Raw genomic sequence first — 18,189 nt, 5'->3', positions numbered from 1 at the left:
CTGGCGATGAAAGAGTGAGGACCCATGAAACTAAAAATTGCAATGATTGGTGTAGGACTCATCGGCGGTTCACTGGCGCTCTGCTTCAAAGGCAAGCCAGATGTAACCGTGATGGGCTACGCCCACTTGGATGAACTGAAGGACAAGTACATAGCGAGCGGTGTAGTGGATGATGCTACGCTCTCTCTGGAAGAAGCGGTAGAGGATGCCGACTTTATTTTTTTGTGCGTTCCCGTAGGTTTGCTTGAATCCTATTTCGAAAAGCTCTCCAAGCTGCCATTGAAAAAAGGATGCATCATCACGGACGTAGGAAGCACTAAAGCTTCCATTGCCGCTTGTGCCGAGCATGTGCGGTTGACTGACGCTTACTTCATTGGTGGTCATCCTATGGCGGGGTCGGAGCGTGCAGGCGTAGATGCGGCCTCAGCTGTGTTGTTTGAGAATGCATACTATGTCTTAACCCCTTCAGAACATGTACCTGAGGAAGCCTACAGCAGGCTGTCTGAGCTGCTTGCGTATACACGGGCACAGATCGTGCGTGTGGAGCCTCTGCTGCACGATGACATCGTGGGGGCGATTAGTCATCTGCCACATGTTATTGCTGTTGCGCTGGTGAATCAGGTGCGTGAATATAATGAGTCGAATCCACTGTATAAAATGCTGGCTGCAGGTGGTTTCCGGGATATTACCCGGATTGCGTCCAGTGATGCGATTGTGTGGAGAGATATCTTGCTTAGCAACCGTGATGTACTGTTGGGCTTGCTTAAGGACTGGAATAGCCAGATGAAGGCCTTTACGGATATGCTGGAGCATAAGAACGGTGAAGGTATAGAGGAGGCATTCCGTCAGGCCCGCGAGTTCCGCAGTATATTACCAGAACGACGCAAAGGCATGATTTCGCCGTTATTCGATCTGTATACTGATGTCCAGGATGCACCGGGTATGATCGGTAAGATCGCAACTGAGCTTGGGGCGAATGACATCAACTTGAGCAATTTGGAGATTATCGAAAACCGGGTGGATGTGCCGGGCATTATGCGTCTGTCTTTCCGTCAGGAAGAAGATATGGAACGAGCCAAGACGTTATTGGATTCCTTAGGCTATCAAGTGTGGATATAAGACGAGAGAGGGCGAAAGCCCTCTTTTTTGTGAGTTTATATTGGAGTTATTATTTGATTTTCAGACACGGATCAAAGAGGATTTTATACAGGGTTTATATAAATATTAACATATGAATATCTTTTTAAAGACAAAAAAAAGACCGCTTACAAAAGCGGCCATTGCTCACGTGGAGCAATACAGTTATTGGATAGGAGTGGAGAGAAACCATACTGTACCCTTATTATATGTATACGTTTTCATTTTGTCAACACTTTCAGTAAAATTGCTTGAATTAATTATATCTTTCGGTAATTCAGGATAATAACTCCTTTTTTTTAGGGATACCTTAGATCAAAAAAATATCACATTTTTGTAACCTTTTCGGTATGTCGTCCGTCTATATAAGCAGGGCTTACCAAAAAGGCTCAAAATGAAGTCATGAACGTGAAAATGACCGCATATGAATGACAGGTCGGGTTTTGCGGATACCAATGGATTTGCCAGGATGATGCAGACCGTTGTACAATAAATACTGTTAATGTAGAAACGTTGGGGAAATTGCCATTACATAGGGGAATTTGGCGGGAAGGCCAGTTATGGCGCTGAACGCTTTTTATATGCGGTGAGAACCGCAACTTTTTTGTGCCTGTTCGGTAATACATGGATAGAGTCGAACGGGGAGAAGCACATGGATGGGCGAGGAGGGGTCGCACTCAAATGACGGATTCCCAGTTGATTCGAGAGATCAAGGAAGGTAACCTGGAGTTATATTCCGAGCTGATGAGTCGTTATCAGCGTAAAATACTGGCTTTCGTATATCATATGTTGAAAAGTTCCAATATGGAGCTGCTTGCGGAAGATCTCTGTTCTGAGACTTTCTATAAGGCGTTCCGCAGTCTGCACTCTTTCCGTGAGGTGGATGCCTCATTCTCAACCTGGTTATATACCATTGCGAGAAATACGGTACTGAGTGAGCTTCGCAAACAGCGCAGCGGAAATGTCCCACTTGAAGAGAGCGGGATTGTACCCGTTGCTCCTTCGGAGAATGCACCGGAGTATGCTGTACTGCGCAGCGAGCGGGTGATGCTGGTTAGGGATGCGATTAACAATTTGCCGGAGAAGCAGCGTTCTGCGATTATACTCCGCGAGTATGATCAACTAGACTACCAAGAGATTGCGAATATTCTTGGGCAGAGCGTCAGTTCTGTGAAATCGCTATTATTCAGAGCAAGATCAAGCGTAAAAACTCAATTGGAACCTTATTTCTTCGAACCGGTGTACGAGCCATATGAAGGGATGAAGAACCGATGAATTGCAATGAAGCCCAGGAACTGTTTGCACTGGTCTGGGACTTGCCGGAAACTCATCCTCAGCGGATTGCATTTCATGCTCATCTCGCTGGTTGTGGAGAGTGCTCCGAGCAGTTTGAGGTCTGGGAAGAAGCTCAGATCTTGCTGCACAGCATTCCGGTTCCAGTGACAGAACAACAAGCAGAGAGAGTGAACCGTAACGTTATGGACCGGATCTATGCGGAGTCTCCATGGCTACTGCCGGAAGAGGCAAAGGTTAATCGTTTCTCTGCTGTGATCCGCAAGCATATGTCTTTGTGGATTGCCGCGTTCCTGGCTATTTTTTTATGCAGCTTTCTGTATATGGCAATGTTTAAGCCAGACGTATCAGAAGCTGAGCAAACCAAAGTTGTTACTACGGGTATCCTGGAGACAGGGGTTGCCGGAAGCGGACCATCGTCCTCTGGAATGTATCAGTACAACATGACTGGAGCGGACAGAGGAAGTATCATAGAACCTTTTGTTGTGAGCATGGGACCTGCTTATCCGCAGTATTGGATGGCCCTCTCTTTACTTGCAATAGGAATGGCGTTATTTTCTCTTGGACGTATGCATCGAACAACGAATAAACGTAAACAAAGTGCGAGTGCATAGGTAACAACCTTTCGTTCGCCGTGTGGAGAAATGAGGGATGTAAGTGCGAATCGGGCTTATTCGTCACGGTCTTACAGACTGGAATGCGGCGGGCCGTATACAGGGTCAGACGGATATTCCTCTGAATGGAGAAGGTCGTGAACAGGCAGAGCGCCTGGGAAGACGTCTGCTGACGGAAGAATACCAATGGGACTATATCATCACAAGTGGATTATCGCGTGCTCAGGAAACAGGGGAGATTATCTCTAAACTGTTGAATGTACCTTTGCTTGAGCCGGACGCACGGTTGAAAGAAAGGGCTTTTGGTCAGATTGAAGGTCTGACTTCAGAAGAGCGGGTTGCCCGTTGGGGCAAATCCTGGGAGACATTGGACTTGGGACAGGAGCAGATAGCGGATATCCAGATTCGTGCACTGGCGTTTCTGGAAGATCTATGGTCTGCCTATCCGGACCAAGCCGTGCTCATTGTCACTCACGGAGCTTTCTTGGCCAACCTGTTAACAGCCTTGTTTAAAGATCGGTATACAGAACGGATTGGAAACCTGTCACTGACGATCCTGGAAAAGGAACGTGATGACTGGAGTCCGCTGTTATATAATTGCACACGACATCTGTCTTTGGACACTGCGAAACAACCTGAGTAATCCAACTTGGGTTGTTTTTTTTGCATTTTATGGGGAAATAAAGACTTTATATGATTTCAAACCTCTCATTTTTCTTCTGATTGACCAACTTGGGGCATAGTATGGTTTAAAACATAAAAGATTTCCAAAAAGAGGTTTAGATTATGGGAATTCCGTCAACGATGTTTACAAAACCAAACTATTTCAGGCTCCTAATCAGCAGTCGAAGTAGTTAACGGGCGAGGCGATGGACCCATGAATCTAGCGGATATGCTTACTTTTGCCGATATTGGCCAGCTTAATCGAATAGCAGACTATTACCAATGTGAATGCAAGCCCAATTCCAAACATGAACTCATCCAGAGTATTCTCACTACATTGGGCAGCAGACCCTTTTTTGAGCAGCAGGTACGTCAACTGAAACAAGCAGATCAGCGCTTTTTGAACAACTTGTTGTTTGATCCTCGCCAGTATTATGGTATGGAAGAACTCATTGCCATAGCCCGTCAATCGATGGACAAAAAGGAGAGTGAGGCTGGCGCGAGTCCACGTGATCTCATCGTTCGCTTTAATAAGAGTGGATGGTTGTTCAATGGGACAACGCAGCAGACCAGGTATTTGTATCAGGTACCCCAGGATCTGAAATTAAGATTCAGGGATGTGTTATCCACACATCTGCGAGCAGGGATTACCAAAACAACGGAACCACCCATGTATCGGGATGAATATCATCTCTTAGCGGATGATCTCAAGTTGTTCCTGCAGTTTGTCCAGCAGCACGAGATTGCCCTTAACGCTGAAGGCATGATGTATCGTCGCTCTCAACAGCAGATTATGGAGCATCTGCACATTAGTGAGGAATTGGTGGGCAAAGGTGGATGGAGATTCGGATATGGCCGTTCCTTCAAGGATTACCCGGATCGTTTCGCACTTCTCTACGACTATGCATTTCACCATCGGCTGGTTCGTGAGGAGCAAGGCACGCTGAAGCTGTCACCAGCTGGAGAAGACAAGCTGGGGGCAGAGAAAACAGCCGAAATGATACAGCTATTTAGGTTTTGGTTAAGATTGTATAAAGGTGCTATTCCCAATCTGTCCTCTATTGTGTACTGGACAGGCGAATGTGCCCAAGAATGGTCAACCGCCGAGTCGCTGTTTCGTCAGATCGGTCCATTCATTCAGCCGTTCTATTATGATACGGCCGCGGCCATCTATGATAACAGAATTGTTAAAATGATGTTGCATCTTGGCATGGTCCGTATTGGGGAACATGAGGAAGGTCGGTCTATACAAATGACAGCCTGGGGCACGCGTCTTGCTGCATCCTGTCGCTCCATCTCAGGAGACATTACACCTATTATGTTTGACAAGTGAAGGACAAGTTGCTAAAATCACTCCCAAATTAAGGAGTGATAATAATAATGATAATTCCATACAAAGGTTTACAACCTCAGTTACACTCTTCGGTATATATGGCTGAGGGTGCAAAACTGATCGGTGATTTGAGAATGGGAGAAGAGTCTTCCGTCTGGTTCAATGCAGTCCTGCGGGCTGATTTGGCTCCTATTATCATTGGAAAGCGCTGTAATATTCAAGATAACGTTGTCGGGCATGTCAATACTGATCAACCTTTAATTGTGGGAGATGATGTTTCAGTAGGACATACAGCGATCATTCATGGTTGTTGTATTGGAACAGGATCATTAATCGGCATGGGAGCCATTCTGCTGAATGGAGCCGACATTGGCGAATATACGCTGATTGGAGCCGGTTCTGTTGTTACTGAGAATAGTAAGATTCCGCCCTATACTCTTGCTTTGGGGACACCTGCCAAAGTGATACGTGAGCTGACAGATGCCGATCTGGAGCGGATGTCCAGAACTTCACTGGGTTATGTTACCAAAGGAAAAGAATATAGGAGCTCTTAAATCCGTTTTGGAGGTGCATCCTATTGGATAAAATGAAAGTTACGTATGAAGTCATGTTGGGGCTGGCAGCTGAGATGGTGTGGGACGAAGCGCTTCGCAAACAGCGCAGCGAGAAGCTCTATTTGGAAATCGATAAAGCGTTAGCTACCGGAGACGAAGTAGCTTTCCGGAGTCTGACGGATGAACTGAGGACCATAAACTGATAGGCGAAATATATCCTTTCTGAGATAAAAGGGAATGCGCAGAGGCGTATTTCCTTTTTTGATATGTGTAATTCTGAAATGAATGTCTGGATTTATAAGATATGGTCATATATAATATGGGAATAAAATGGATAGAGAGGGGATATAGGGAATTGAAATTCAGTGAGATGACTCAAGACAGCTGGGCTGAACTGCAACTCTATCTGGATACATGCCTTATTCCATACACAGCTCTTAGCGGTGAGCAGTCGCCAGTTGAAGCTACCGAGGCATTGGAGCGGCTGCGAGATTTTCTGGATCTGGTCGAAATTCCTTTCAAAGGGAGAATCATGACTTATCCAGCCTTTCATTATGCTAATTCGGAATTGTCAATGACATTAAATTCCTTGTCCGCACAGCTTAAATCCTCAGGATTCAAATATGTGGTTATTATGTCATCAGATGGTCATTTGGATGGCGTGGACATTCCATCTGCTGATCTGATTTTGAGTCGGTCCGTGTTAACTCATGAGGTCGGAGAAGAGGGGATTGCGAGATTCATAGGGGAAAAGATACGAGAGTTGTGGAAAAAATAGTTTTTGGCGACAAATGTGACAATTTACCAACAATTTTTTAATAACGCTTACAATTGAACCTTAAAAATGTGTGACAAATTCTTGACGGTGTTCTAGGGCTACTATATGATTATGTATGTTCTAGTAAGTCGTGGAATTTATGAAAATGAAAACGTTTGAGAGAGTTGGCTGAAAAAGGGGGTTGGAGACAGTATGAGCAGTGAGCATGACCACCACGAAGCTTCATTGAAATTGCCAAGCCGCATGGAGATGTCACGCAGGCAGTTTTTGACTTACACGCTTGGTGGAGCTACAGCCTACATGGCCGCCGGTGCAATCCTTCCTATGGTCCGTTTTGCGGTGGACCCGATTTTGCAACATAAGGGAGAGGGCACCTCTGTCAAAGTAGCTGAAATCAGCAAAATTACGAATGAGCCTCAAGAATTCACCTTTGAACTTAAACAACAGGATGGTTGGTATCTGAGTAATGCATCGTTAGTGGCGTGGATTCGCAAAGACGAGCAGGGTAAAATTTATGCACTCTCACCTATCTGTAAACATCTGGGATGTACAGTAGGCTGGAATAGTGACAAGCAATACCCTGACGAGTATCATTGCCCCTGCCATGGCGCGCACTATGACAAGGAAGGGAAGAATCTTGCCGTAGCCCCCAAACCGCTGGATGAGTACGTAGTCAAGGAAGAGCAGGGTTGGGTATATCTGGGCGACATTGTTCCGAACACCCGAGTGAATTAGGAGGCGTGAACGCAGATGTTTAAAAATGTCTATGACTGGATTGACGAGCGTCTTGACATCACGCCAATCTGGCGGGACGTTGCGGATCATGAAGTTCCAGAGCATGTAAATCCGGCTCATCACTTTTCCGCATTCGTGTACTGCTTTGGTGGCTTGACGTTCTTTATTACTGTTATTCAGATTCTGTCAGGCATGTTCCTGACCATGTATTATGTACCTGATATTATCAATGCCTACGCAAGTGTGGAGTACCTGCAGACCAAAGTAGCCTTCGGCCAAATTGTTCGCGGCATGCACCACTGGGGAGCCAGTCTGGTTATCGTAATGATGTTCTTACATACGATGCGTGTGTTCTTTACAGGCTCTTACAAGGCACCGCGTGAAATGAACTGGGTTGTAGGCATGCTGATCTTTTTCGTCATGTTGGGCCTGGGGCTGACAGGGTACTTGTTGCCATGGGATAACAAAGCCTATTTTGCAACAAAAGTAACACTGGAGATTGCCAATACGGTTCCTTGGCTGGGACCGATTATTAAAGAATTCCTGCAAGGCGGCACGATTGTCGGTGCACAGACACTAACCCGATTCTTTGCCCTGCACGTATTCTTCCTCCCCGCTGTGCTTCTGGTGCTTCTGGTCGGACACTTTATCATGATCCGCAGACAGGGCATTTCGGGACCACTATAAACTGAGAAGGGAGGAATCGCAATGGCTCACGGACATAAGAAGGATGATGAGGAAAAGGTTATCTTTGTCGGTGATTCACGGGTCCGTAAAGGGGCGGGATTCATTACCCCGCCCGATTACACGGCGTATCCCGGCAAATCAGAAGCATTTATTCCCAACTTCCTGCTGAAAGAATGGATGGTTGGGGTCGTTGTATTGGTGGGGATTCTGGTACTAACGATCTCAGAACCTGCACCTTTGGGGTATCCGGCCAATCCGAGCGCATCCGTAATTCCTATGCCGGACTGGTACTTCCTTTTTCTGTATCAGTACTTGAAGTATCCATACGCATCGGGCGATTACGTTCTGCTCGGGGTACTGGGGGTCAGCGGAGTCGCTTTTGGAGCTTTGCTGCTGGCACCATTCCTGGATACAGGCAAGGAGCGGCGTTTCTATAAACGCCCAATTGCTTCATCACTGATGATTTTGTCGGTCATTTCTGTATTCTACCTGACAAATGTAGCGTGGACTCACTACGAGCATGAGTTGGAAGCAAGTGGACAGAAGCCTGAACATATTCAACGTGAAGAAGAAGCGCTGGAGAGGCGTGAACAGGGGCTCCCACCCGTTTCCAATGCACCTGGACAGCAAGAGGAAGTTGCGATCGTGGAACAGGATGATCCTGCAATGGAAACGTACAAAAAGGCTGGATGTATCGGTTGCCATGCGGCTGATATGAAGGGTGCAAGTGGACCGTCACTTCGGGGCGTGGGTGACAAGCACAGCCAGGAAGAGATTCTGACCATTATTAAAGAAGGTTATAACGAGATGCCTGCGATGTACGATCAAGCGATTGCTCAAGGCGTCACAGATGAAGAGATCACTCATCTGACCGAATGGCTTGCGAAACAGAAAGCAGAACAGTAAAATCGAAATAACCAATGAAACCTGATCGTTTATGCGGTCAGGTTTTTTGAAGTGTTTTTTTGGACAGCACTGTATCGTGCACAATATATGATGAAGGAAGGGGCAGGGAATGTGGCTTTATCGTATTTCTGGAGTAGGGAATTTCTGACCAATCGTTATTTCCTGTGGCTATTATTTTGGTGTAATGCGGTAGGAACGGTATACGGATACATCTGGTATGGAGAGCAAATGAAATTGACGCTGGCTGAGCAGCCGGTGTGGCAGATCGTATTTGTGCCAGATAGTCCAACAGCGAGTTTGTTTTTTACTTTAGCGTTGTTATGGGTTTTGTACCCACCTCGGTCCATCATTATCAAACGGATCGGACATGTGATTCAGGCGCTTGCCGTAGTCACATCTGTGAAATATGGCTTGTGGGCCGTGTCCATTATATTCGCTGGATGGATGCAAGGCGGTACACAGCACTGGCAAGATTGGATGTTGATTGCTTCGCATAGTGCAATGGCCATTGAAGCTCTTATTTATGTACGTTTTTTCGGCTTCCGCTGGGCTTCCCTTGTCGTTGCAGGTCTCTGGACGTTGTTAAACGATACGATGGATTATACATATGATATTTACCCTTGGTTACCCGCTTCCCTCTATGATCATGTAGATGGTGTGCGTAATTTCACATTCGGACTGACACTGGTAAGCATTCTGTGCGCATGGTTGGCCTTAAGACAAGCGAGACGAACCTGATATCCGATCTTGAGCTTGTTCTAACGGACTGTCCCCCGCCATACATTGGTGGTGGGAGGGATGTCCATGAAGAGAACGTTTGGGATCAAAACTGGCTTATTGGTGGTATCGTTCATAGCTCTGCTGCTTTGGACGAACTTAGCATATCGTGTATCCGCGCAAAGTGAAGCATTGAATTCGAATTCAGATCAACAAGTGTCCACAAGCAATTCAATTGCACAACTGAATGAGGAAGCAGCCATATTGTATCGTCAGGCGCTCGAGAATAATATTGAAGAAGTGCGCGGAAGCATTCTGCGTATCAGTAAAAGTCTGGAGCATATCTCCTTTGAGGGACAAACAACGGTTGAGGGCATTCACGCCTTGTCCGAAACCATTGTTGAAGTGAAACAAGCCGTTGTGAAGGTGAAAAATGACGATGCTTCTCTTCAGCAGTCCTCTGCCAAGCTCAGACTTGCAGCCGATAGTCTCGCGAATCCAACCAAGCCTTTATGGCTTCAGTATTATAAAATCGTGAAAAACGATCTGGACGCTTTATCCGCTGCTACAAATCAAGGGCAAACTGCGGCCGTACTTGCAAACCGCTACACCGTTCTGGAGGAGCATTATGAGACGATTCGTCCTGCCGCGCTGATTCGCCGTGAACCTTATGAGATTGCTCAGATGGACGCCTGGTTATCTCATACCAAAGGGCTTACCGCTGCCAAGCAACCTGATCTGGCTCAATTAAAGAACATGGTGGGCCATGGGGAGGAACTGGTGAACCAGTTGTTTGGTCGCGAGAAGGACGAGAGTGCCTTTGTACCGTTTGTACAGGGTCCTGATCGCAGGGCAGCCGGGCTGCTCATTAGTTCGGTCATTGTGGCGACGTTAAGTTACGCCGGATATCGTAAATATCGTGCGCAGCAGCAGGGGATTTTTCCTTTTCGGCGCTAATTGAATATGAATTTGATCCTGGTCTATATGTGGTATATAAAAAAAGACCTCTTTTCACATAAACAGCCACTTTAACGGCTCTTCATGCGAAAAGAGGTTTTCTTGTAGTTTCTGTATAGTGAATCAACTTTCTTTGAAACCTTCTCCATGTACATCGTGAACATCGCTGATGATGACAAATGCTCTGGGGTCAATGGAACGTACAATCGTCTGCAGTCGCCTGAACTCTTGCCTGGAGATCACGCAGTAGGCCATGTGTTTGGCCTGTTTAGAGTACGCGCCAATGGCTGGAATAAGGGTAACTCCACGATCCATATCCCGTGTGATCTGGTCGGCAATCTCGGGTGCATGGTCACTAATGATCATAAATGCCCGGGCAGAATATGCACCTTCCTGAATAAAGTCGATGACTTTGGAGGCTATGAATACAGCTACGAGCGTATACAGAATTTTTTCTTTGGGGATGTAGATGAGAGAGAGCCCGATAATGACGAAGTCGATGCCCAGTAATACTCGGCCCATACTCCATCCATACTTGCGGTTGAGAATACGGGCAATGATGTCCGAACCGCCCGTCGTTCCGCCCCAACGAAATACAATGCCAAGGCCGGCTCCTAGGGTGACACCTGCATATAGGGCTGCGAGCAGGAGGTCATTCTCGGTATGTAATGGTTCAATCCACCCCAGATGAATCAACTTCTCAAACAACCATAGAAAAACGGTCAGTGCCCCGATTCCGATACCCGTATAGATCATCTGTCTGCCGCCCAAAATTTTGAGCCCGATCAGAAAGAGAGGAACATTCAGAATTAAGGTTGTAAGTGAAGGTGAGATGCCAAAAGCGTAATTGATCAGCACCGTAACCCCGGTGAGGCCACCTTCCATAAGCTGGTTGGGGATTATGAAATAGAGGAGCCCAAAGGCATATAAGGCTGTACCCAGCACGATGGGAAGAACCAGTTTAACTTGAATCCAGGTTTTGGCAGTGCTCATAAGATCCCTCGCTGTAGATAAATTAGAATGAAGAAGCAATCATTCCCATCTAGTATACCTGTTTATTGATTCTTTAAAAATGATTTGTCGCTGATGATGGTGGAAGTGAATCTAAATAACTGATATTATTAGGAACAAATACGACATCATTTCTAAAGGAGAATCCGTTCTCATGGAGAAAAGCATCGCAGAAATGCAGCGTGAGGTTGATCAGTATATCTCCCAGTTCAAGGAGGGGTATTTCAGTCCTCTGGCCATGTTGGCCCGGATGTCTGAAGAGGTTGGAGAGCTCGCCAGGGAAGTGAATCATGAGTTCGGCGAAAAGCCGAAGAAATCTTCCGAAGCAGCCAATTCCATTGAACTTGAGCTTGGAGATATTTTATTTATCACGATTTGTTTTGCGAACTCACTGGGAATTGATCTGGCTGAGGCGCACGATAAAGTCATGCATAAATTTAACACCCGCGATGCCAATCGGTGGACTCCCAAAAACACCGATTAGGCGTAGATTACATATGCTGTACCATCACCCGATCGGGGAGGGTCAGCTTAATGATGAAACCGGAAGAATATATGCAGCAGGCTTACCGCTGTATATTGCAAAATGATTTTGAGCAGGCGATTCGTTGGTTCGAGTCAGCCATTCGCGCTCATCCAAAACATGCGGAGTTATATTATCGCTGTTCCATTACACACGCCCGCAGCAAACATCTGGTTCCAGCGCTTGAATATGCACGTAAGGCGGTTGAATTGTCGCCAGGAACAGAAGAGTATATCTTGCATCTGCAGACGTTGGAAGCAAAAGAGTTGACCTCCAGAGCGAAGTTGCTGTTGGAGCAGGCGGGTATTGCAACACAGGAGCGGTATGTGGAAGCGTCTACGCTTCTGCAAGAAGCGGTCAAACTTGATCCGCTCTCAGTGGAAGCTCATGTTATGCTTGCCCTGGCTTACAGTGATTTGAATGAATTTGAATATGCAATTCAGGCGCTGCGTGAGGCAATTTTGCTGGACCCGCAGAATGGGCAACTGCATCAGATGTTACAGGAAATCAAGCAACGTATGAAATCCATTCAATAAGAATTCATTTTACAAAGATTTCTTTCGAGTTGAAATGGATTCTACGATATGATCCAACATAGCGAGGAGATGCAGTCAATATGAGTGAAGTAATCAGAGTTGCCGTGATCGGAGCGGCTGGCCGTATGGGCCGTGAAGTTGTGAAATTGGTACTTCAGGACCCGGAATTGGAGCTTGCAGCGGCTGTCAACCGCTCCGGAGCAGGCACGGATGCAGGAACCCTTGTTGGTTTACCAGAGTGTGGGGTGCTGGTGACTGATGATATCGAAATGGCTTTTGCCGAAACAAAACCGCAGGTTATGGTTGATTTTACAGTGCCGCAATATGCTTTTACACATACCGAGATCGCGATCCGTCATGGAGTCAGACCTGTCATGGGTGTTACCGGCTTTACGCCGGAGCAGATTGAACAGTTGGACAAGCAATGTCAGGACAAAGGAATTGGAGGGCTTATTGCCCCTAACTTCTCGATCGGTGCCATTTTGATGATGCGATTCGCAGCACAGGCTGCCAAACATATGCCAAATGTGGAGATTATCGAATATCACGGGGATCAGAAGCTGGATGCTCCTTCTGGAACAGCGATCAAAACTGCTGAACTGATTGCTGCCAATCGGGAAGAACTTCGTCAGGGTAACCCGAATGAGGAAGAAACCATTGAAGGATCACGCGGCGGTTATTACAACGGCTTCCGAATTCACAGTGTACGATTGCCTGGCGTATTCGCGCAGCAGGAAGTTGTTTTCGGAGACTATGGACAGTCACTCAAAATTCGGCATGACTCCTATGAGCGCGCAGGTTATATGCCTGGTGTTAAGATTGGTGTGCAAAAGGTTATGGAATATACAGGAATGATCTACGGATTTGACCACTTTATCGACTAAAGGAGATTGTCATGTTGAAAATAGCATTTATCGCCCATGATCGTAAAAAAGAAGAGATGGTTAACTTCGTGACGGCATATGAGCCTGTTTTTACGGACCATCAATTGTATTCTACAGGAACAACAGGCCTTCGTATTATGGAAGGAACGTCGCTGAAGATTCATCGATTCGAATCAGGCCCACTGGGCGGAGATCAGCAGATTGGAGCTTTGGTTGCGCAAAATGAGATGGATCTGATTATTTTCTTGCGTGATCCACTGATGGCACAACCTCACGAGCCGGATATTAATGCGTTGCTGCGTCTTTGTGATGTGCAGGGAATTCCACTTGCCACCAATATCGCAACCGCTGAGATTCTGGTTAAGGCTCTGGATCGTGGTGATTTTGCCTGGAGAGAGCTGGTACATAAATACAAGCCGGAGGCTGGATTGAATTCGGGTGATACCGAATGAGTCTGGATATTCTCATCTTTGGAGCACATGCAGACGATGCGGAGATTGGTATGGGTGGAACGATTGCCAAACATACCGCTGCTGGCTTGAAAGTAGGCGTGTGTGATCTGACTCGTGCTGAGATGTCTTCCAACGGAACAGTAGAGCGCAGAACCGAGGAAGCGGAGCAAGCCTCCCGCGTCCTCGGTCTTTCGTGTCGAACGAATCTGGGGCTTCCTGATCGTGGCTTGTATCTTACGCCTGACCATGTACAGGCGGTGACGGCTGAGATACGGCGTCATGCCCCTCGGATGGTGTTTGCTCCGTATTGGGAAGATCGTCATCCGGATCACGTCAATTGCAGTAAGCTTGTGCAGGAGGCTGTATTTAACGCCAAGCTTCGCAACTATATGCCGGACATGCCTGCCGTGCAGGTGAAGGAACTTTATTTTTACTTTATTAATGACATCGGGCCTACGGATTTGATTGTCGATATTACGGAACACTATGAGCAAAAAGAAGCCTCATTGCTCTCTTATCGTTCCCAATTCGAACTGGGAGACGGAGCGGTCTCGACGCCATTGAATCAAGGGTATATCGAACGTGTAAGAGCCCGTGATTCCTTGCTCGGACAACGCAGTCTCATCCCGTTTGCAGAAGGTTTTGCTACAATTACACCTTACGTGGTTCATCAATTTGGCTCGGGTGCCCAATAAACGTTTAATGAAACGAAGGGTTTCATTATTCCATTGCATTATATCAACCTGCATGAAGCGGGAGATCAAAGGAGCGTCCACAGGATGGATAAAAAGCTAAAAATCGGCATCACCTGTTATCCGTCCCTCGGCGGGTCTGGCGTTGTCGCAACGGAGCTGGGCAAATTACTTGCCGAACAGGGGCATCAGGTTCATTTTATTGCCAACAGTATCCCGTTCAGACTGGGTACGTTCCAGAAAAATATTTTTTATCACGAAGTTGAAGTAAATGATTATTATGTTTTCCGTTACCCTCCGTATGACCTGTCACTGGCAACAAAGATGGCTCAGGTGGCTAAGTCACAGCAGCTCGATCTGCTGCATGTTCACTATGCCGTGCCACACGCAGTATGCGCCTTTCTTGCGAAACAAATGGTAGGGGACGGCCTTAAAGTGGTTACCACGTTACATGGAACGGATATTACGGTTCTGGCTCAGGATGAATCTCTGAAGGATCTGATCCGTCTAGCCATTAATGAAAGTGACGCGGTTACTGCCGTATCACAAGATTTGATTCGAGAAACGGTCGAACTGCTGGATATTCAGCGCCCAATCGATCTAACCTATAATTTTATTGACAAACGAATATATTATCCGCGGGATGCTGCCAGTCTGCGAAGAGACTTCGCTGCGCCCGACGAAAAAATATTAATGCACATCTCCAATTTCCGACCGGTGAAGAGAACTCAGGATGTGGTAGAGGTCTTCCGTCAGGTACAGGAGCAGGTTCCTGCCAAACTGTTATTTGTTGGTGAAGGACCTGATTTGCCGAAGATGCAATGGAAAATTAATGATCTCGGGTTGAATGATAAAGTTCATTTCCTTGGCAAACAGGATGACATTGCTCAGGTCATTTCCATGGCAGACGTGTTGATGCTTCCATCGGAGAAGGAAAGTTTCGGACTTGTGGCGCTCGAAGCAATGGCTTGTGGCGTACCCACGATCGGTTCACAGGCCGGAGGAATTCCGGAACTGGTATTACACGGTAAGACGGGATTCTTATCCGCGATCGGGGATACACAATCCATGGCCGAGAACACAATCCGTTTGTTAACAGATGATCGTTTGGCTGCGGAGTTCAGGGAAGCGTGTCTTCAACGCGCACATCACGACTTTTGCAATGATGCCATTCGGCATGAATATGAACAGATTTATTACCGGGTGCTGGGAAGGGAAGTTCCGAACTTGAAGCCGGTTTGCGGTTAATCAATTTGTTTGACGAAATTATACTGTGCATACCACAACAGGCAAGAGAAGAGGTGATATGTGGTGGTTCAATGGACACAGGTAGATCGTGAAATGGCAATTCAAAGTGAGAATGTACTCACAACATTAAACAAACATGGCTACAAGGCATATTGGGTAGGTGGTTGCGTTCGTGACGAATTGCTGGAACGAGTTGTAGACGATATGGATATCACGACATCTGCTTCTCCTCAGCAAGTCATGGAACTGTTTGACGATTGTATTCCTACAGGTTTGCAACACGGTACGGTTACCGTTCGTTCAGGCGGTTATTATTTTGAAGTGACCACCTTTCGAACAGAATCCGAGTATCAGGATAACCGCAGACCAGCTGCGGTTCAATTTGTTCAGGATATCAAGGAAGACTTACAACGGCGTGACTTCACGATGAACGCTCTTGCTATGGACGTCACTGGGACAATCGTTGACCCGTTTGGTGGACAGGCAGATATCAAGGAAGAGCGAGTCAGGTGTGTGGGTTCTGCGATGGAACGATTTGGTGAAGATGCACTGCGGATGCTCCGCTGTGTCCGGTTTGCTTCCGTATTTGATTTCAAAATTGCCCATAACACGTGGAAGGGCCTTGTAAGGCAGAAAGACCTGCTTCAACATATAGCGATGGAACGAGTACGCACCGAGATGGTAAAAATGATGTCGGGACCCCATCCATTAAAAGGATTGGAGCTGTTATACAGAAGTGATGCGCTTGCGCACATCAAAGCGCCAGTTAGCTCGGCGCGTTTTAACAAGACGTTGTTATCCGATCTGGAACAATTGTCAGGTCAGCATGTGTTGCTTCGTTGGTCACTCATCCTGATTGCTGGCGGTTATAGTAAGGATGAAGCAGATGTATTATTACGTCAGTGGACATTCTCCAATGAACATCGTTCTCGAATAACAGGGGTCCTTCAGGTGGAACAGTTGATTCATACTTCCGTTCAGGAGCAGAAGGATACGGTCAGTCTCCGTTCCGATTGGATCGTTACTGTTCTGGCTTGTGGTGTTCAGGCGGCGGATGATTGGCTTCAAATACAGTCTACACTGCCAGCAGGATGGCGGAATCAGTCCGAACAGGCAGCAATGCAGGTTGTTTTGGTTCAAGAACTTGCAGCCAAATGGAGTCAATCGATCCCTGTGCATGACTTGAAAGAGCTGGATATCACAGGGGAACAAGTGTTACAAATGGTGCAGCGCAAAGGCGGGCCTTGGCTGGGTCAACTGATGAAACATTTGTTACGAGAAACAGCGATTGGAACGATAGAGAATCAGCATGCAGCACTAAGTGCAGAAGTGAAGCGGGTGGTTCAAGATGACCAAACATGAAGATCTGTTACATATGTTATTAAATGCAGAAGGACGATTCGTATCAGGTGAAGAGATCAGCCGTAATCTGTCCATCAGTCGGACCGCTGTGTGGAAACATGTGAACAAGTTACGAGACATGGGTTATGAGTTTGAAGCTGTATCCCGCAAAGGATACCGTCTGGTAACGAAGCCGGATAGCATTGACGCTACTGGCCTCCAATTGGCTCTGGATACAACCGTTTTTGGCCGTAAGGCTGTTTTGTTGACTTCGACCCTGTCTACGCAAGGGGATGTTCTCAAGCTAGCTGAGCAAGGGCAGGCAGAAGGTGCTGTGGTCATTGCGGAAGAACAAACAGGAGGAAGAGGACGTTTCGGTCGACAGTGGTTCTCTCCTCCGGGTAAAGGAATCTGGATGAGTGTCCTGTTACGCCCTGATCTACCACTTCAGCATACGCCGCAGTTAACTTTATTAACAGGAGTGGCTGTATGTCGTGCCGTTCGAGCTTGTTCAGGAGCTGATGCAGGCATCAAATGGCCAAATGATTTATTGATTGATGGGCGCAAGGTATGCGGCATATTGCTTGAATCCACGGTGGAAGATCATGAAGTCAGATATTGTATTGCAGGTATAGGCGTTGACGTGAATTTTGATCCCGAGGATTATCCGGAAGATCTGACCACAATCGCTACTTCGCTCAAGATGGAGACGGGTCAATCCGTTGATCGTACCAAACTAACGGCTGCCATTCTGACGGAGCTTGAACAGTTGTATTTTTTGTATCAAAAAGAAGGATTTGGTGTGATCTCAGCTCTATGGGAGGCACTGTCCGTATCGATGAATCGAGAGATTACAGTGACGAATCCTCATGGTGTCATTGAAGGGAAGGCAATTGGTCTTGACCCTTCTGGAGCACTTATCGTGGAGAAGCACGATGGAGAACATACACTAATCATCTCTGGTGAGATTTCTTGGAAATCATAAACAATTTGTCGAATTTTCACTGGTAAAATGAACATAAGACGTGAAGTTTGAGCAGAACTTTGGTATACTGTGTTCGTGAGGCGATATCGGCTAATGCAGACCGAATTGCACTCCCGTAACAGTAACCTTTGTTCTGCTTTGAT

Annotated in this window: 22 protein-coding genes; 21 read left to right on the top strand and 1 reads right to left on the bottom strand. The window is 46.7% G+C overall.

The features are described from left to right. Window positions 1–24 precede the first annotated feature (24 nt). The 13 genes from NZ043_RS29090 to NZ043_RS29030 all read left to right on the top strand — a co-directional run bounded on the left by NZ043_RS29090 (window position 25) and on the right by NZ043_RS29030 (window position 10,374). On the top strand, window positions 25–1,119 hold the full coding sequence (locus NZ043_RS29090) for a prephenate dehydrogenase (protein ID WP_091028950.1): 1,095 nt from the start codon (window positions 25–27) through the stop codon (window positions 1,117–1,119). Window positions 1,120–1,818: 699 nt separating this feature from the next. After that, window positions 1,819–2,412 (top strand): sigma-70 family RNA polymerase sigma factor, encoded by a 594-nt coding sequence (locus tag NZ043_RS29085; RefSeq protein WP_062835180.1) that lies wholly within the window; start codon window positions 1,819–1,821, stop codon window positions 2,410–2,412. Then, window positions 2,409–3,044, top strand: a complete 636-nt coding sequence (locus tag NZ043_RS29080; protein ID WP_249912244.1) for a zf-HC2 domain-containing protein — start codon at window positions 2,409–2,411, stop codon at window positions 3,042–3,044. Before NZ043_RS29085 ends, NZ043_RS29080 begins: the two co-directional genes overlap by 4 nt. Before the next feature lie 43 nt (window positions 3,045–3,087). After that, on the top strand, window positions 3,088–3,687 hold the full coding sequence (locus NZ043_RS29075; protein WP_091028954.1) for a histidine phosphatase family protein: 600 nt from the start codon (window positions 3,088–3,090) through the stop codon (window positions 3,685–3,687). 234 nt (window positions 3,688–3,921) lie between these two features. Next, complete coding sequence (locus NZ043_RS29070) at window positions 3,922–5,040, top strand: hypothetical protein (RefSeq protein WP_339309908.1); 1,119 nt, start codon at window positions 3,922–3,924, stop codon at window positions 5,038–5,040. Window positions 5,041–5,087: 47 nt separating this feature from the next. Then, the gene (locus tag NZ043_RS29065; protein WP_091028957.1) at window positions 5,088–5,594 is read left to right on the top strand and encodes a gamma carbonic anhydrase family protein; all 507 of its coding nucleotides are present in this window, start codon (window positions 5,088–5,090) and stop codon (window positions 5,592–5,594) included. A gap of 23 nt (window positions 5,595–5,617) precedes the next feature. After that, window positions 5,618–5,797 (top strand): IDEAL domain-containing protein, encoded by a 180-nt coding sequence (locus NZ043_RS29060; protein ID WP_017687723.1) that lies wholly within the window; start codon window positions 5,618–5,620, stop codon window positions 5,795–5,797. A 152-nt stretch (window positions 5,798–5,949) separates the two neighbouring features. Continuing rightward, window positions 5,950–6,372 carry a DUF2487 family protein gene (locus NZ043_RS29055; RefSeq protein ID WP_133385334.1) on the top strand — a complete coding sequence of 141 codons (423 nt, stop codon included), beginning with the start codon at window positions 5,950–5,952 and terminating at the stop codon, window positions 6,370–6,372. Window positions 6,373–6,564: 192 nt separating this feature from the next. Further along, entirely contained in the window at window positions 6,565–7,107 is a 543-nt protein-coding gene (locus NZ043_RS29050) for a ubiquinol-cytochrome c reductase iron-sulfur subunit (protein ID WP_017687725.1), read from the top strand. A 15-nt stretch (window positions 7,108–7,122) separates the two neighbouring features. Next, the gene (locus tag NZ043_RS29045; protein ID WP_017687726.1) at window positions 7,123–7,794 is read left to right on the top strand and encodes a cytochrome b6; all 672 of its coding nucleotides are present in this window, start codon (window positions 7,123–7,125) and stop codon (window positions 7,792–7,794) included. Window positions 7,795–7,815: 21 nt separating this feature from the next. Further along, complete coding sequence (locus NZ043_RS29040; RefSeq protein ID WP_091018012.1) at window positions 7,816–8,700, top strand: menaquinol-cytochrome c reductase cytochrome b/c subunit; 885 nt, start codon at window positions 7,816–7,818, stop codon at window positions 8,698–8,700. Window positions 8,701–8,811: 111 nt separating this feature from the next. Beyond that, window positions 8,812–9,438, top strand: a complete 627-nt coding sequence (locus tag NZ043_RS29035; protein ID WP_091028961.1) for a DUF1405 domain-containing protein — start codon at window positions 8,812–8,814, stop codon at window positions 9,436–9,438. A 66-nt stretch (window positions 9,439–9,504) separates the two neighbouring features. After that, window positions 9,505–10,374 carry a sporulation protein YpjB gene (locus NZ043_RS29030; protein ID WP_289389661.1) on the top strand — a complete coding sequence of 290 codons (870 nt, stop codon included), beginning with the start codon at window positions 9,505–9,507 and terminating at the stop codon, window positions 10,372–10,374. A 123-nt stretch (window positions 10,375–10,497) separates the two neighbouring features. Here NZ043_RS29030 and NZ043_RS29025 read toward each other — a convergent pair whose 3' ends face one another. Further along, window positions 10,498–11,367 (bottom strand): YitT family protein, encoded by an 870-nt coding sequence (locus NZ043_RS29025; RefSeq protein ID WP_036607636.1) that lies wholly within the window; start codon window positions 11,365–11,367, stop codon window positions 10,498–10,500. Between the two features lie 172 nt (window positions 11,368–11,539). Here NZ043_RS29025 and NZ043_RS29020 point away from each other — a divergent pair, with 172 nt between their 5' ends. The 8 genes from NZ043_RS29020 (at window position 11,540) to NZ043_RS28985 (ending at window position 18,046) form a co-directional block, all read left to right on the top strand. Continuing rightward, window positions 11,540–11,869, top strand: a complete 330-nt coding sequence (locus NZ043_RS29020; RefSeq protein WP_017687732.1) for a nucleotide pyrophosphohydrolase — start codon at window positions 11,540–11,542, stop codon at window positions 11,867–11,869. Window positions 11,870–11,919: 50 nt separating this feature from the next. After that, window positions 11,920–12,444 (top strand): tetratricopeptide repeat protein, encoded by a 525-nt coding sequence (locus NZ043_RS29015; RefSeq protein WP_339309907.1) that lies wholly within the window; start codon window positions 11,920–11,922, stop codon window positions 12,442–12,444. Between the two features lie 80 nt (window positions 12,445–12,524). Then, a complete protein-coding gene (gene dapB / locus NZ043_RS29010; protein WP_017687734.1) occupies window positions 12,525–13,328 on the top strand; it encodes a 4-hydroxy-tetrahydrodipicolinate reductase in 804 nt (267 codons plus the stop codon). 11 nt (window positions 13,329–13,339) lie between these two features. Then, on the top strand, window positions 13,340–13,780 hold the full coding sequence (mgsA, locus tag NZ043_RS29005; protein WP_091028967.1) for a methylglyoxal synthase: 441 nt from the start codon (window positions 13,340–13,342) through the stop codon (window positions 13,778–13,780). Continuing rightward, window positions 13,777–14,475, top strand: coding sequence for a bacillithiol biosynthesis deacetylase BshB1 (gene bshB1 / locus NZ043_RS29000; protein WP_091028969.1), 699 nt, complete (start codon window positions 13,777–13,779; stop codon window positions 14,473–14,475). The genes mgsA and bshB1 overlap by 4 nt, the downstream gene beginning before the upstream one ends. Window positions 14,476–14,559: 84 nt before the next feature. Next, window positions 14,560–15,720, top strand: coding sequence for an N-acetyl-alpha-D-glucosaminyl L-malate synthase BshA (gene bshA, locus NZ043_RS28995; RefSeq protein WP_036607630.1), 1,161 nt, complete (start codon window positions 14,560–14,562; stop codon window positions 15,718–15,720). Window positions 15,721–15,783: 63 nt separating this feature from the next. Continuing rightward, complete coding sequence (locus NZ043_RS28990; protein WP_249912248.1) at window positions 15,784–17,082, top strand: CCA tRNA nucleotidyltransferase; 1,299 nt, start codon at window positions 15,784–15,786, stop codon at window positions 17,080–17,082. Further along, window positions 17,069–18,046, top strand: a complete 978-nt coding sequence (locus NZ043_RS28985; protein WP_133385330.1) for a biotin--[acetyl-CoA-carboxylase] ligase — start codon at window positions 17,069–17,071, stop codon at window positions 18,044–18,046. The genes NZ043_RS28990 and NZ043_RS28985 overlap by 14 nt, the downstream gene beginning before the upstream one ends. Window positions 18,047–18,189: the final 143 nt, after the last annotated feature.

Source organism: Paenibacillus sp. FSL k6-2145 (assembly GCF_037976585.1).
Taxonomy (GTDB): Bacteria; Bacillota; Bacilli; order Paenibacillales; family Paenibacillaceae; genus Paenibacillus.
Note: the sequence above shows the minus strand (reverse complement) of the source record. Positions and strands in the feature narration are given on the sequence as shown.